Here is a 14902-nt window from a genome sequence, read left to right on the forward strand (position 1 = left end):
CGCGAAAGAAAAAGGCCGCCGTCCCGGTTCGGGGCGGCGGCCTTGTCGTATCTGGGCTTGAGCGCCTCTGGGGCTAGGCTCAGGCCTTCTCTTCGGTCTTGTCGTCCGCCTTGTCGGCGTCGGCGGCCGGAGCCTCCTCAGCAGCCGGAGCTTCCTCGGTCGCGGCCTCGGCGGCGGGGGCCTCCTCGGCAGCCGGAGCTTCTTCCGCCGGAGCGTTCTTGGCGGCTTCCTCGGCGGCCTTGGCGTCTTCCTTGGCCTGGGCGGCGGCGGCGGCGGCCTCTTCCTTGGCGGCGGCTTCGGCCTCGGCGCGGTCGGCTTCACGCTGGGCGCGCTCGGCGGCGCGTTCCTGGGCCTTCTTGCCGGGCTGGGCCTTGTTCGGGTTGTTGCCGGCCTGCCACTTGACGGTCTCGCCCAGGGTCTCGTCCTGGCTCAGGAAGCGGGCGACGCGGTCGGTCGGCTGGGCGCCCTTCTTCAGCCATTCGGCGATGCGGTCGGCCTTCAGCTTCACGCGCGGCTCGGCGTGGTCCTTGGGCAGCATCGGGTTGTAGGAACCGACGCGCTCGATGAACTTGCCGTCGCGGGGCGCGTGCGAGTCGGCGATGACGATGTGGTAGTAGGGGCGCTTCTTGGCGCCGCCGCGGCTCAGACGAATCTTCAGCATTGTCAGTCTCTTTCTAGAAGGAAGGGATCATTTCTTCGGGGGAAAGCCGGGAAGACCGGGCAGGCCTCCCGGCGCTTGCGGTCCGCCGAGCCCGGGAAGGGCCGGCGGGGCGTCGGTGTTCATGCCGGGCAGCTTGCCGCCGCCCAGAGCCTTGAGGCGCTCCATGTCGGCGCCGGACGGCATGCCCGGCAGGCCGCCCGGCATGCCGGCGCCCATCATCTGCGCCATCTTCATCAGGTTCTTGCCGCCGCCACGCGACAGCGACTTCACGGCGTCGGCCATCTGCCGGTGCTGTTTCAACAGGCGGTTGATGTCCTGCACATCGACGCCGGCGCCCGCCGCCACGCGCCGCTTGCGGGACGCGTTCAGCAGATCCGGCTTCTTGCGCTCGGCCTTGGTCATGGAGGAGATGATCGCCTCCTGACGCAGGATCATCTTGTCGTCGATATTGGCCGCCGACATTTGGGCCTTCATCTTCTGGGCGCCGGGCAGCATGCCCATCAGGCCCTGCAGGCCGCCCATCCGCTTCATCTGCTGCAGCTGGCTGGCCAGGTCGTCCAGGTCGAATTTCCCCTGGGACAGCTTCCTGGCCATCTTCTCGGCCTTGGCCTGGTCCAGGTCCTGGCTGGCCTTCTCGACCAGGGCGACGATGTCCCCCTGGCCCAGGATGCGGCCGGCCACGCGGCGGGCGTCGAACACCTCCAGCGCATCGGTCTTCTCGCCCGCGCCCAGGAACTTGATCGGCAGGCCGGTGACGGCCCGCATCGACAGCATGGCGCCGCCGCGCCCGTCGCCGTCCGCCCGTGTCAGGATCAGGCCCGTCAGCGGCAGGCGTTCGTGGAAGGCCTTGGCGGTGCGAACCGCGTCCTGGCCGGTCAGGCTGTCGGCCACCAGGATGGTTTCGATCGGACGCGAGATGTCGGCGACCTCGGCCGCCTCGGCCATCATTGCTTCGTCTAGCGTCGTGCGGCCGGCGGTGTCGAGGATCAGCACCTCGAAGCCCTGAAGCTTCGCCGCCTGCAGCGCCCGACGGGTGATCTGGACCGCCGTCTCGCCCTTGACGATCGGCAGGGTGGCGACCTCGATCTGGCGACCCAGCGTCTCCAGCTGCTCCATGGCCGCGGGACGCCGGGTGTCCAGCGAGGCCATCATCACCTTCTTGCGCTCGGTCTTGGTCAGGCGCAGCGCCAGCTTGGCCGAGGTCGTCGTCTTGCCCGAGCCCTGCAGGCCGCTCATCAGGATGACGGCGGGCGGCGTGGCGTTGAGGTTCAGCGGGACCGGCTCTTCGCCGCCCAGCATCTCGACCAGGCCGTCATAGACGATCTTGACCACCTGATCGGCCGGCTTGACCGAGCGGATGACCTCTTCGCCCATGGCGCGCTCGGAGGCGAAGGCGATGAAGTCCTTGACGACCGGCAGGGCGACGTCGGCCTCCAGCAGGGCCACGCGCACCTCGCGCATCGCCTCGGCGACATCCTTTTCGGACAGGGCGCCGCGACCGGTGATCCGGTCGAAAACCCCTGTCAGCCGCTCGTTCAGAGCCTCGAACATTCAAACCTCAACGCCCATTCTCGGGTCAGGCCGCAGGCCTGATCTCAGAGCAATGGGCCACTCAAAAGCACCGCGCCAAACGACCTCGACCCCTGGCGACGATCACGTCGGCAGGGGGTTCTCTCCCACCTCATTCTTTGGGCCACCGGCCTTGCGGCCTACTTGAGCCCGGACGGAGCGTGCTCAAGTAGCGCGAAGCGCGATAGCACGACCAAAGAGACCGTGTGGGTCGAGCGCGAGGATCACTTGCGCTGGAAGCGGCGGCTTATGGTCGAAAAGTCGCGAAAACGCAAGACGAGCGCCGCCTTACCGCGATTTCACTTGAGCGCGGAGCGGTTCGGGCGGACCCTTCGGCGACCCTTGATCCCCGGAGCGTCTTCATGACCCGCCTGCGCCAGTCCGCCCTGAACCTGTCCCTCGTCGCGGCGCTTGCCCTGCTGCCGCTGTCGTCCGCCCTGGCCGCCGAGCCCGACGCGTCCCCGACGTCGGCCGCCGAAGCCGAGCTCGAGGCCGCCGGCGCCGCCTTCGAAGCGCGGATGGAGGAGTTCGGCGCCCGCGCCGAAGCCATCAGCGACGATGACGGCCTGTCTGAAGACGCGAAGGGCGTCGCCATCGCCGCCCTGTGGGGCGAATACGCGGGCGACGTGGCCGCCTTCACCACCCTGGCCACCAGCCACGCCTCCCTGATCGCCGGCGAGGCCCTGGCCGACATAGACGTGGACGCTCTGGTTTCCGAAGCCATGGTCGAGGCCGGCGCGGAGATCGCCGCCAACGCCCAGGGCACGATGATCGGCGTCAGCAACATGACCGGCCAGATGGCCGATCCCGAGATGATGCAGCCCCTGATGGACTACGCCCAGGCCGAGATCGAAGGCCCGATGGAGCCCGAGGAAGACTGAGGGCTCAAATCTCCCTCCCCCTCGGGGGAGGGTGGTCGCGAAGCGACCGGGTCGGGGCGCGCCTCGCACAACGTGCAGCGGCGGTCAGCACCCGCCGCTCCAACCCGGTCCTCGCTGGCGCGACGACCGCCCTCCCCTGGCGGGGAGGGAGATGCCTGATTATCCCAGCGTCTCCACCGTCAGATTGCCGTTGGTGTAGACGCAGATGTCCGCCGCAATGGCCATGGCCTTGCGTGCGATGTCCTCGGCCGGCAGGTCGGTGTGGTCGATCAGGGCGCGCGCGGCCGCCAGGGCGTAGTTTCCCCCGGACCCGACCGCCGCCACGCCATGCTCGGGCTCCAGCACGTCGCCGACCCCGGTGACGGTGAAGATCGAACTCTTGTCCGCCACCAGAAGCATGGCCTCCAGCCGGCGCAGGTAACGATCCGTCCGCCAGTCCTTGGCCAAATCGACGCAGGCGCGGGCCAGCTGATCCGGATACTGCTCCAGCTTGGCCTCCAGTCGCTCGATCAGGGTGAAGGCGTCAGCCGTGGCGCCGGCGAAGCCCGCCAGCACCTGGCCGCCCGCCAGGGTGCGCACCTTGCGCGCCGCGCCTTTGACCACGGTCGGGCCCATCGACACCTGGCCGTCGCCGGCGATGACGGTCCTGCCGTCCTTGCGCACCGCCAGGATGGTCGTGCCGTGCCAGTCGGGAAAGCTTGAGGTCTGCATGGCGCTCAGATGGCCCGCGCGGCTGCTCGCATCAAGTCGCTGACGTCGCCAGGCGGACAGACGCCGTCTCCAATCATCCTTAACCTTCCACGGTCAGAACCGGTACATCCGAGAGTGGAGTCTATGCGTATGAGTAAGGTGTGGCGGACGGTCTATATCAGCAAGGCCGTCGGCAAGGCGGGCCAGAACCTGCTCTCGATCGTCGAGATTCTCGGTGAATCCCAGCGCAACAATGCGCGCGACGGCCTGACCGGCCTTTTGCTGTCGCATGGCGGCTGGTTCCTGCAGGTGCTGGAGGGCGACCGGGGCCGGATCGCCATGCTGATGGCGCGGCTGGAGCGCGACCCGCGCCACTCCGACATACGAGTTCTGGCCGAGGGCGAGGCGCCCGGACGCGCCTTTTCCGACTGGTCGATGGGTCAGGTGCTGGTGACGCCGCAGATCGAGGACGACCTGGCGGGTCAGAGTATCCCCGACCTGGACGGCCGCGCCGCCACCGACCTGCTGGACAAGGCCGCCGGCCGGCTCAGGGCCATGGCCCCGGCCTGAGCCCTGCGGCTCAGACCTTCGACAGGATCAGCGTGCCGTTGGTCCCACCGAACCCGAAGCTGTTGGACATGACGTGGGTCAGCGGACCGTCGTGGCGTTGCCTCAGGATCGGCATGCCGTCGAACTCAGGGTCTAGAGTTTCGATGTGGGCGCTCTCGGCGGCGAAATCGTTCGCCATCATCAGCAGGCAGTAGATCGCCTCCTGCGCGCCGGCCGCGCCCAGCGAGTGACCCGTCAGGCTCTTGGTCGAGGAGATCATCGGCACGACGTCGCCGAACACATTCCTGACCGCCGCCATCTCCTTGGAGTCACCGACGGGCGTCGAGGTGCCGTGGGGATTGAGGTAGTCGATCGTCGGATCGCCGGCCATCTTCAGCGCCAGCTTCATGCATCGCTCGGCGCCCTCGCCCGACGGGGCGACCATGTCGTGCCCATCGGAATTGGCGGCGTAGCCGGTGACCTCGGCGTAGATTTTCGCCCCGCGAGCCACGGCCCGCTCGTATTCCTCCAGCACCACGATGCCCGCGCCGCCGGCGATGACAAAGCCGTCGCGGTCCTTGTCATAGGCGCGGGACGCCTTGGCCGGCGTGTCGTTGAAGTTGGACGACATCGCGCCCATCGCGTCGAACATGTTCGACATCGACCAGTCGATGTCCTCGCAGCCGCCGGCGAAGACGACATCCTGCTTGCCCCAGGCGATCTGCTCCGCCGCCGCGCCGATGCAGTGGGCGCTGGTCGCACAGGCCGAGCTGATCGAATAATTGATGCCCTTGAGCTCGAACCAGGTGGCCAGCACCGCCGAGGGACCGGACGCCATCGCCTTGGGCACGGCGAACGGGCCGATCCTCTTGGGCGAGCCCCTCTCGATCGTGGTCTGGGCCGCCTGCAGGATGACCTGGGTCGAGGGTCCGCCCTCGCCGACGATCAGGCCGATGCGCTCGTCCTTGATCTCGTCCGGTGACAGGCCGGAATCCTTCAGCGCCTCCTCGAAGGCGATGTGGCCCCAGGCCGTGCCGTTGGCCAGAAAGCGCGCCGCGCGGCGATCGACCTTGTCGGCCCAGTCGGCGGCCGTGGCGCCCATCGACGGCGGGGCCCAGACCTGGGAGCGGAAGCCGTGGGTGATGTGATCGGGGGCCGAAACAACGCCCGACCGCGCCTCTTTCAGGGAGGCGGTGACTTCCTCGGCGCCCGTGCCGATGGAAGAGACGATGCCGATGCCGGTGACGACGACGCGACGCATTGAAACTCCTGGGATGGGGTCTTGTCGTTGAGGGGGATTAGCCGCCCGCGGGCTCGGCGCTCTCGCCGGGTCCCTGGGCTGCCTGGAAGAGGCCGACGCGCATGTCCTCGGCCGAATAGATCTTGACGCCGTCGGCCTCCAGCACGCCGTCGGCGATGCCCATGACCAGGCGGCGGTTGATGACCCGCTTGAGGTCGATCTTGTAGACCACCTTCTTGACGTCCGGGGTCACCTGGCCGGTGAATTTGACTTCGCCGACGCCCAGCGCGCGCCCGCGTCCCGGTCCGCCGATCCAGCCCAGATAGAAACCGACCAGCTGCCACATGGCGTCCAGGCCCAGACAGCCCGGCATCACCGGATCGCCGATGAAGTGGCACTGGAAGAACCAGAGGTCCGGATGGATATCCAGCTCGGCCTCGACATAGCCCTTGCCGTAGGACCCGCCGTCGCTGCTGATCTGGCTGATCCGGTCGAACATCAGCATCGGCGGGGCCGGCAGCTGGGCGTTGCCCGGCCCGAACAGCTCGCCCCGGCCCGAGGCCAGCAGGGCTTCGTAGTCGAAGGACGACGGATATTTCGAGGCGGTCAAGCGGACCTCCGACGGCTGACTGTTGCGGGCGGGTTACACGAGGGCGCGGGCGGGCTCAATGGCGCGCGATCATGCCGTGCCGAAGCCGCTTGGCCGCGCCGCCCGCCCCGCGCTAGCTTGGCCGCGCAAACCGAGGGGCGCATGGCCGACGACACCGACGACGACCGCAAGTACCGCGCCCCGGCGCTGGAAAAGGGTCTCGACATTCTGGAGATGCTGGCCGAGCGCGGCCGGCCGATGACGCCGTCGCAGATGTCGGCGCTGCTGGGCCGCTCGGTCAGCGAGCTGTTCCGCATGATCCAGGTGCTGGAGTTCCGCGGCTATATCGAGCCCTCGGCCGACGGTTATCGCCTGACCAACCGGCTGTTCCAGCTCGGCATGGCCCAGGCGCCGATCAAATCGATCATCGATGTCGCCCTGCCGGTGATGCGCGACGTCACCCTCGCCACCGGCCAGTCCTGCCATCTGGTGGTGCCGTCCGAGGATCAGATCGTTGTGGTCGCCCGGATCGAGGCTCCTGGCGATCTCGGCTATTCGGTGCGGGTCGGTTATCGCCGCCCGATCATCGACGCCACCTCGGGCCTGATGATGTACGGCAAGGCGTCGGACACCGCCAAGGCCGCCCTGCGCGCCCGGCTGGAGCCGCTGCACGGGGAGCGGCGCGTGAAGGTCTTCGTCGAGGAGGCCGAGGCGGCCGCCGCCGAGGGCCATGCGCGCCGGCCCAGCGACTTCGTGCGCGGCGTCACCGATGTTGTCGCCCCGGTCATGGGCGTCGACGGCATCATCGCCACCCTGATCTGCCCCCACATCGAGCGCCTGCCCAAGGTCTGCGACCTCGACGCGGTCCCGGCCATCCTGATCGAGGGGGCGGGCCGCATCTCCCGTGAGATGACGGCGGCATCGCAGGCCTGACGCTGATCAGCGCCATTGACGATCTGACCGCACGCCGTCACTTTCGCTGGTAGGCACGACTTTTACTCATAAATGGTCGGCCGGTTGGAGCAGCATCCATGGCCGCCATCTATCCGGACCTCGAAGGCAAGGTCGTGGTCATCACGGGCGGGGCCCAGGGTATCGGCGAAGCCATCGTGCGCGCCTTCGCCGCCCAGAAGGCCCGGGTCGGCATCCTCGACATCGACGCCGAGCGTGGCGCCGCCCTCGCCGCCGAACTGGGCCCTGACATCGCCTTTCAGCGCTGCGATGTCACCGACATCCCCGCGCTCAAGGCCGCCATCGGCGCCGTCCGCGAGACGCTCGGACCCATCGACATCCTGATCAACAACGCCGCCCACGACGAGCGCCACGACACGCTGGAGGTCACCGAGGCCTATTGGGACGGCCGCATCGCCGTGAATCTGAAGCACCAGTTCTTCGCCGCCCAGGCGGTCCTGCCCGACATGATCGCGGCCTGCGGCGGCGCGATCGTCAATCTCGGCTCCTGCTCCTGGATCATCGGCCAGGGCGGCATGGCGGCCTATACGGCGTCCAAGTCGGCGGTGCTGGGCCTGACCCGCTCCCTGGCGCGCGACTTCGGCGAGCACGGGGTGCGCGTCAACGCGGTGGCCCCCGGCTGGATCATGACCGAGCGCCAGCTGAAGCTCTGGGTCACGCCAGAGACCGAAAAGGACATCTACGCCAATCAGTGCCTGAAGCGGCGGCTGGTCCCCGACGACGTGGCTCGGCTGGTGGTGTTCCTGAGTTCCGATGAGGCCTCGGCCATCACCAACCAGCATCACATCGTCGACGGCGGCTGGAACTGAGATGACCGCCCAACCGCCCCCGGGCCGAAAGCCGCTGCGCAGTCGCGCCTGGTTCGATAATCCGGACAACCCCGACATGACGGCGCTCTATCTGGAGCGCTATCTCAACTATGGCCTGACCCTGGAGGAGCTGCAGTCCGGCAAGCCGATCATCGGCATCGCCCAGACCGGCTCCGACCTCAGCCCCTGCAATCGCCACCATCTTGAGCTGGCCAAGCGGGTGCGCGAGGGCATCCGCGAGGCGGGCGGCATCGCCATGGAGTTTCCGGTCCACCCGATCCAGGAGACCGGCAAGCGCCCCACCGCCGGCCTGGACCGCAACTTGGCCTATCTCGGCCTGGTCGAGCTGCTGCATGGCTATCCGCTTGACGGGGTGGTGCTGACCATCGGCTGCGACAAGACCACGCCGGCCTGCCTGATGGCGGCGGCCACGGTCGACATCCCGGCCATCGCCCTGTCGGTCGGACCGATGCTGAATGGCTGGCATCGCGGCGAGCGGGTCGGGTCCGGAACCATCATCTGGCAGGCCCGTCAGATGATGGCCAAGGGCGAGATCGACTATCGCGGCTTCCTTGAGCTGGCGGCCAAGTCCGCCCCCTCGGTCGGCTACTGCAACACCATGGGCACGGCCACGACGATGAACAGCCTGGCCGAGGCGCTGGGCATGCAGCTGCCCGGCTCGGCCGCCATCCCCGCCCCGTACCGCGAGCGCGGTCAGATCGCCTATGAGACCGGCCTCCGCATCGTCGAGATGGTCGCCGAGGACCTGAAGCCCTCCGACATCCTGACCCGGGAGGCGTTCGAGAACGCCATCGTGGTCAATTCGGCCATCGGCGGCTCGACCAATGCGCCGATCCACCTGACGGCCCTGGCCCGCCACGTCGGTGTCGAACTGCCGATCGGCGAGTGGCAGCGGCTGGGCCATCATGTGCCCCTGCTGGTCAATCTTCAGCCCGCCGGCGCCTATCTGGGCGAGGACTATCATCAGGCGGGCGGCGTGCCCGCCGTGGTGGCCGAACTGATGCGCCACGGCCTGATCCACGAGGACGCCCTGACCGCCAACGGGCGCTCGATCGGCGACAACTGCAAGGGCGCCGAGATCGTCCTGCCCGACGTGATCCGCACGGTCGAAACCGCCCTGGTCAAGGACGCGGGCTTTCTGGTGCTGAGCGGCAATGTCTTCGACAGCGCCATCATGAAGACCAGCGTCGTCTCCGAGGACTTCCGCGCCCGCTATCTGTCGGACCCCGACAGCCCCGACGCCTTCGAGGGCGTGGTCGCCGTCTTCGACGGGCCGGAAGACTATCACGCCCGTATCGACGACCCGGCCGAGGGGATCACCGAGGGCCACATCCTGGTCATGCGCGGCGTCGGTCCGGTCGGCCATCCGGGCGCGGCCGAGGTCGTCAACATGCGCCCGCCCGACTATCTGATCAAAGCCGGAATCGCCGCCCTGCCCTGCATCGGCGACGGCCGCCAGTCGGGCACTTCCGGGTCGCCGTCCATCCTCAACGCCTCGCCCGAGGCGGCCACCGGCGGGAACATCGCCCTGCTGAAGAACGGCGACCGGCTGAGGGTCGATCTGAACACCGGGCGCGTGGACGTCCTTCTGTCCGACGAGGACCTCACCGACCGACGCGCGGCGCTCCAGGCCGCCGGCGGCTACGCCTGTCCAGCCTCCCAGACCCCGTGGCAGGAGATCCAGCGCGGGATGGTGACAGAGCTGGAGACGGGCGCCGTCCTCGCCCCCGCCGTCGGATACCATCGCCTGGTCGACCGCCTGCCGCGCGACAACCACTGAGGCGGATCAGCCGAGCACGGCCCGGATCACCGCGCGATAGGTCGCGGTCAGGCGATGAACATCCTCGACCGCCACATGCTCATCGACCTGGTGGATGGTCTGGCCCACGAGGCCCAGCTCCAGCACCGGACACATCGCCCGGATGAAGCGCGCGTCCGAGGTCCCGCCCGTCGTCGACAGGGTCGGCGTCAGGCCGGTGGTGCGCTCGACGGCCGCGACCACGGCGTCCACGAACGGCCCCCGCTCGGTCAGGAAGGCGTCGCCGGAATGCATGTGCTCGACCGTGATCGACAGGCCGCTGTCGGCCGCGTGGCGGGCCGCGACCTGGTCGATCCACGCCATCAGCCCCGCGCCGGTCTGGCCGGGATTGAAGCGGATGTTGGTCCGGCCCTTCGCCTCGGCCGGGATCAGGTTCGGCGCCGGATTTCCGACGTCCAGGGTGGTGATCTCCAGGTTCGAGGGCTGGAACTCCGGATAGCCGTCGTCCAGCCGGTGGCCCGCCAGTTCGCTCATCAGGCCGACCAGCACCGGCGCCGGATTGGCCGCCCGGTCCGGATAGGCGACGTGACCCTGCTTGCCGCGCACCGTGAACCAGCTGTTCAGCGAGCCGCGCCGGCCGATCTTGATCGTGTCGCCCAGCGCCTGCATCGACGACGGTTCGCCGACCACGCAGGCGTCGATGCGCTCGCCCTCCTCCAGCAGCCTGGCCACCACCGCCTTGGTGCCGAAGAGCGCCGGCCCCTCCTCGTCGCCGGTGATCAGCAGGCTCAGCGATCCCTGTGGCTCACCCTCGGCCAATACCGCCGACACCGCCGCGATCCAGGCGGCGATGCCGCTCTTCATGTCGGCCGACCCGCGCCCGTACAGCTTGCCGTCCTCGATCACCGCCGCGAAGGGATCGTGGGTCCAGGCGCCCAGGTCGCCGGCCGGCACCACATCGGTGTGCCCCGCGAAACAGAGGTTCGGCCCCGTGGTCCCGCGCCGCGCATAGAGGTTCTCGATCCCCTCCACGGCCATCCGGCGACAGGCGAATCCCAACTGCTCCAGAGCCGCCTGGACGATATCCATCGCCCCCGCGTCCACCGGCGTAACCGAGGGTTTGCGGATAAGGGCGCGGGTCAGCTCGACGGGGTCGTGGCGCGTGTCGAAGGCGGCGAGGGTCATGGGCAAGACATAGAGAATGAGCGTCGGGCGGCATAGCTGGCCAAGCCTGCGAAATTCTTGAGCGAACCGCGAAATATGACTCCCCGATCGCTCAAGGGTGCGCTAATTCGTCGCAGCACTCTTGGAGGGGTCTCGATGAAAAAACTACTCGCCCTGGCTGCGGCGGCGATCACGCTCGCCACCGCCGGATCGGCCGCCGCTCAGGTGGTCAGCACGATCAACTACACACTCGCGCCGGGCGACAGCCTGACCAACGACCACCACTTCGACACGGGCCAACCCTGCAACATCCACAGCGGGGTCGGCGACACCCTGTTTGAGACCCAGACCATGACGGTGAGCGTCGGCGGGTCCTATGACGTCACCGATCTGTTCGTGCCCGACGACGCCTCGCTCGGCATCTATTCCGGGGCGTTCGACACCAACAATCCGACGGTCGGCTGCGTCGCCACGGTCGATGACGGCCTGACCGTCGCCTTGCCGGCGGGCGTCTACACGGTCGTGCTCAGCAGCCTCAACTCACCGGGCGACGGCGACTACGGCTACGCGTTCGACGGACCAGCCGCCGTGACATTCTCGGCGGCCGCCGCGACGGTGCCGACCCTGACGGAATGGGCGATGATCATCCTGGCGATGGGGCTGGGCGGCGTGGCGCTGGTGTACGCCCGTCGGCGCGGCCTGATCCCGGGCTGAAATCCTTGGCGACGCGAGGCGCGGATCAGGCTAGGTCCGCGTCCTCGTGACGCATCTCGACGCTCCCGAAAATCCGCAGCCGGCCCCGCCGGTCCCCGAGGATCCGCCCGAGGGCGCGACCAATCCCTGGCGGCTGCGCGATTTCCGCCTGTTGTGGGTCGGGCGGCTGGCGGCCGTGTTCGGCATTCAGGTCCAGTCCTCCGCTCTGCTGTGGCAGGTCTATGAGATCGCCCGCCAGGATCATCCGATCGAACAGGCCAGCCTCTATCTGGGGCTGGTCGGGCTGGTGCAGTTCCTGCCGCTGCTGGCCTTCACCCTGCCGGCGGGAGAGATGGCGGATCGCCGCGACCGCAAGCTGACGGTCGTCGCCTGCGTCGGGCTGGAAATGCTGTGCGCCGTCGCCTTCCTGGCCATGGCGCTGCACGGCGCTCCGCCGCTGTGGGGGCTGCTGTCCGTCGCCGCCTTCTTCGGCGCCACCCGCGCCTTTCTCGCCCCGGCCAGCCAGGCGCTGCTGCCCATGGTGGTGGGACGGCCGGGCCTGCCGCGCGCCATCGTCGCCCAGAGCCTCGCCTTCCAGACCGGGGCCATCGCCGGACCGGCGCTGGGCGGGGTCATCGTCGGCTTCGCGGTGCCGGCCGCCTACGCCACCTCAGTCATGATGTTCCTGATCGGCGCGACCTGCCTGCTGCTGATCCGCACCTCCGGCAAGCCGCCCGCCGTCGATCAGCAGGCTTCGCGCTGGGCGGCGGTGAAGGAAGGGCTGAAATACGTCTGGACCACCCGCATCGTGCTGGGCGCCATCTCCCTGGACCTGATCGTGGTGCTGTTCGCCGGCGTCGCCCTGCTCACGCCCATCTTCGCGCGCGATATCCTGCATGTGGGGCCGGAGGGCTTTGGCCTGCTGCGCGCGGCCTTTGGGGTCGGCGCCCTGATGATGGCGCTCTATCTGTCGCGCTATCCGATCATGCGGCGCGGCGGCCTGTGGATGTTCGCGGCCGTGGCCGTGTTCGGCGTCTGCACCCTCACCTTCGGTCTGTCGAAATGGGTGTGGCTGAGCGCCCTGGTGCTGTTCATCGGCGGCGCGGCCGACATGATCAGCGTCAACATCCGCCAGACCCTGATCCAGATCGCCACCCCCGATCACATGCGCGGCCGGGTCAGTTCGGTCTCCATGCTGTTCATCGGCGCGTCGAACGAACTCGGCGAGGCCTATTCCGGCGTGGCCGTCCGCTTCCTCGGCCCCATTGGCGCAGCCGTGTTCGGGGGCCTGGGCGCCTTGGCCGCCACGGGCATCTGGGCCAGGCTGTTTCCGGGTCTGAGAAAGGCGGACCGGCTTACATAACGCGGGTATGGACTCGGACGCGCGCAGGTAGCACACTCAGCTTGAGGTTGAGGGTGGGCGCCATGACGACACACCGCGTAATTGAGGCTCTGGCGACGGCGGTCGTTCTGATGTGGAGCCCCTCTGCGATTGCACAGCAGGCTACGGCGCCGCAGCAAACCAACGCGCCGTCCGCGACTCCCATCCCAGGGGCGCAGGATGACTCGACGACGGACGACGCCCAACGAAACAATGACGACAAGGCTGCGGGTCATGAACAGCCGACAGCGAGCTGTCCGCCGAACGTCAAAGGCGATCCATTTCGTTATGGCGACCTGAATGCGCGGGCGGGTTGCCTCAATAAGCTCAGGGAGTTGAGTGCTCCGCCAGCGTCGAGCCAGGAAATCGCGAAAGCTCACGAGGCGGTCAGGCTGGAAGCTCGGGGCTTGGCCGAGGCGTACCAGCAAAGGTCCAGCCGTCAACAGCGCTTCCTCGACGCTGCGTCGGGCGTCACCGTTATCGGCGCCATCGGTGCCGCGGCCAGCGGCAATGTCAGCACCAACACCCAGAACAACTGGATCTACGGCGCGCTGGCGCCTGTGGTGCTGACCCAGTTCAACGCCAACGAGCCGACCCGCGACCTGTTCTTCGCCGGCGGCCTGGGCATGGACCTGATCACGGCCCGCTACGACGGCCTCGTCAGCGCGGCTCGCAGGTTGAAGGCTCGGTACCCCGCTCAGAGCCAGCCGCCTGACGGGCGGGAAGCCGCCCGACCCTCCCGCGCCGGATCGTCGCTGGATTTCTCCTGCCAGCCGGCCGAGGCTACGCTCGATCAGGTCACCGCCTGGACCAATGTTCCCGGGCCTCGCGCCGTGATCCTGGCCGATGCGCAACAGGTGGTCGATCACTGTCACGCCCTGTCGGTCGCGCGGGGACAGATCGGAGTCCTGGTCAATGCGATCACCGCAGGTGGGGAACGCTGGCCGGCCGCGTACGCTGCCGACGCCCTTAGCCTGGATGCCGCCCTCCTGGCCGAAGACCGCGATCTGCGGTTCACGCCTCTGGAAACCGTTGCGGCCATCCTCGCATCGCCTTTCAGGGCGGTCGACACCCTGATTTCGGGCACCGATCCCCAATCCGATCTGAAAAAGATCCAGACCCACGAGGCGTTGAGCGGCATCAGCCAGACGCTGACGCCGATCAATCTGCCGCCTGTCCCGGATAGGGTTCCGGACCGGGTCCTGATTTCGGATGGCGCGAGGGCGCAGCGTTCCGCCTCGACCGTTCCCCCCGCCGCCGGCCAGATCAGCGTCGGTGATGCCCTGACCGACCTCGCGGAGGCGGCCCTGATCTTGGAAACCGAGCGGCTGGCTCTGGCCCAGGACATTGCGCTGGTGAACGAAATCGCCTTGGCCGCTCAATTGACAGAGTTGCAGTTCGACTATGACATCACGGCTCGGCTGATTACGGTCACCCTCCGAAAACCAAACCCCGGAGCACCCGGCCTGACCAGCGGAGCGACATCGGCGACAGCCACGCCGCCACCCCCCTAGGACCCGCGGCGACCGTTTCGGAACTCTGTTCGACCGCGCGGGTTGGCTTATCCGAGGGGTAACGCGCGGAGAGGCCGCGCGTCCCGACGCATGAGGGGCACGCGTGTACAACAACACCGGCTACGAATTCATCGGCTGGGAGGCGCTGCTGCAGGTTTGGCTGCCGCGCGCCCTCGGGGCCATCGTCATTCTTATCGCCGCCTGGTTCATCGGCAAGGCGATCAAATGGGCCATCGCCAAGGGGGTCGACCGCATTCCCGGCGCCGCCAAGGCCAACCTGTCCGACAATCCGAAACATTCCGTCGGCGCCAGCCTGGGCGATGTGGCCTTCTGGCTTATCGTGCTGTTCGGCGTGGTCGCGGCGCTCGGCGTCCTGAACCTCGGTGGCGTGGTCACCCCGCTCAACACCC

General features: G+C 68.2%; 15 protein-coding genes. 9 read left to right on the forward strand and 6 right to left on the reverse strand.

The window, feature by feature from the left end:
• Positions 1-79: 79 nt before the first annotated feature.
• A complete protein-coding gene (gene rpsP, locus EES48_RS09770; protein ID WP_122466176.1) occupies positions 80-661 on the reverse strand; it encodes a 30S ribosomal protein S16 in 582 nt (193 codons plus the stop codon).
• A gap of 27 nt (positions 662-688) precedes the next feature.
• Entirely contained in the window at positions 689-2212 is a 1524-nt protein-coding gene (gene ffh, locus EES48_RS09775; RefSeq protein WP_122466177.1) for a signal recognition particle protein, read from the reverse strand.
• A gap of 380 nt (positions 2213-2592) precedes the next feature.
• Here ffh and EES48_RS09780 point away from each other — a divergent pair, with 380 nt between their 5' ends.
• Positions 2593-3111, forward strand: coding sequence for a hypothetical protein (locus tag EES48_RS09780; protein WP_122466178.1), 519 nt, complete (start codon positions 2593-2595; stop codon positions 3109-3111).
• A 159-nt stretch (positions 3112-3270) separates the two neighbouring features.
• Here the strand turns inward: EES48_RS09780 and hslV are convergent, their stop codons facing one another.
• Complete coding sequence (gene hslV, locus EES48_RS09785; protein ID WP_122466179.1) at positions 3271-3822, reverse strand: ATP-dependent protease subunit HslV; 552 nt, start codon at positions 3820-3822, stop codon at positions 3271-3273.
• Between the two features lie 123 nt (positions 3823-3945).
• Here hslV and EES48_RS09790 point away from each other — a divergent pair, with 123 nt between their 5' ends.
• Entirely contained in the window at positions 3946-4371 is a 426-nt protein-coding gene (locus tag EES48_RS09790; RefSeq protein ID WP_162998106.1) for a BLUF domain-containing protein, read from the forward strand.
• Positions 4372-4381: 10 nt separating this feature from the next.
• Here the strand turns inward: EES48_RS09790 and fabB are convergent, their stop codons facing one another.
• A complete protein-coding gene (gene fabB / locus EES48_RS09795; RefSeq protein WP_122466181.1) occupies positions 4382-5611 on the reverse strand; it encodes a beta-ketoacyl-ACP synthase I in 1230 nt (409 codons plus the stop codon).
• 37 nt (positions 5612-5648) lie between these two features.
• Complete coding sequence (gene fabA / locus EES48_RS09800; RefSeq protein WP_122466182.1) at positions 5649-6200, reverse strand: 3-hydroxyacyl-[acyl-carrier-protein] dehydratase FabA; 552 nt, start codon at positions 6198-6200, stop codon at positions 5649-5651.
• A 141-nt stretch (positions 6201-6341) separates the two neighbouring features.
• Between fabA and EES48_RS09805 the strand changes: the two genes are divergently transcribed.
• From EES48_RS09805 to EES48_RS09815, 3 genes are all read left to right on the forward strand, one after another.
• The gene (locus tag EES48_RS09805; protein WP_122466183.1) at positions 6342-7112 is read left to right on the forward strand and encodes an IclR family transcriptional regulator; all 771 of its coding nucleotides are present in this window, start codon (positions 6342-6344) and stop codon (positions 7110-7112) included.
• Between the two features lie 98 nt (positions 7113-7210).
• A complete protein-coding gene (locus EES48_RS09810) occupies positions 7211-7960 on the forward strand; it encodes an SDR family NAD(P)-dependent oxidoreductase (protein WP_122466184.1) in 750 nt (249 codons plus the stop codon).
• 1 nt (position 7961) lies between these two features.
• Entirely contained in the window at positions 7962-9761 is a 1800-nt protein-coding gene (locus tag EES48_RS09815) for an IlvD/Edd family dehydratase (RefSeq protein ID WP_122466185.1), read from the forward strand.
• A gap of 6 nt (positions 9762-9767) precedes the next feature.
• Here the strand turns inward: EES48_RS09815 and dapE are convergent, their stop codons facing one another.
• Complete coding sequence (gene dapE, locus EES48_RS09820; protein WP_122466186.1) at positions 9768-10925, reverse strand: succinyl-diaminopimelate desuccinylase; 1158 nt, start codon at positions 10923-10925, stop codon at positions 9768-9770.
• A 135-nt stretch (positions 10926-11060) separates the two neighbouring features.
• On the opposite strand from dapE, the gene EES48_RS09825 reads away from it, so the two are divergent.
• The 4 genes from EES48_RS09825 to EES48_RS09840 all read left to right on the forward strand — a co-directional run.
• Positions 11061-11618 carry a hypothetical protein gene (locus EES48_RS09825; RefSeq protein WP_122466187.1) on the forward strand — a complete coding sequence of 186 codons (558 nt, stop codon included), beginning with the start codon at positions 11061-11063 and terminating at the stop codon, positions 11616-11618.
• A gap of 46 nt (positions 11619-11664) precedes the next feature.
• Positions 11665-12960, forward strand: coding sequence for an MFS transporter (locus EES48_RS09830; protein ID WP_122466188.1), 1296 nt, complete (start codon positions 11665-11667; stop codon positions 12958-12960).
• 53 nt (positions 12961-13013) lie between these two features.
• Positions 13014-14492 carry a hypothetical protein gene (locus EES48_RS09835; RefSeq protein WP_162998107.1) on the forward strand — a complete coding sequence of 493 codons (1479 nt, stop codon included), beginning with the start codon at positions 13014-13016 and terminating at the stop codon, positions 14490-14492.
• A gap of 103 nt (positions 14493-14595) precedes the next feature.
• The coding region (locus EES48_RS09840; protein ID WP_420807947.1) for a mechanosensitive ion channel family protein at positions 14596-14902 on the forward strand (307 nt) is incomplete at its 3' end.

The organism is Brevundimonas lutea (assembly GCF_003704105.1).
Classification (GTDB): domain Bacteria; phylum Pseudomonadota; class Alphaproteobacteria; order Caulobacterales; family Caulobacteraceae; genus Brevundimonas; species Brevundimonas lutea.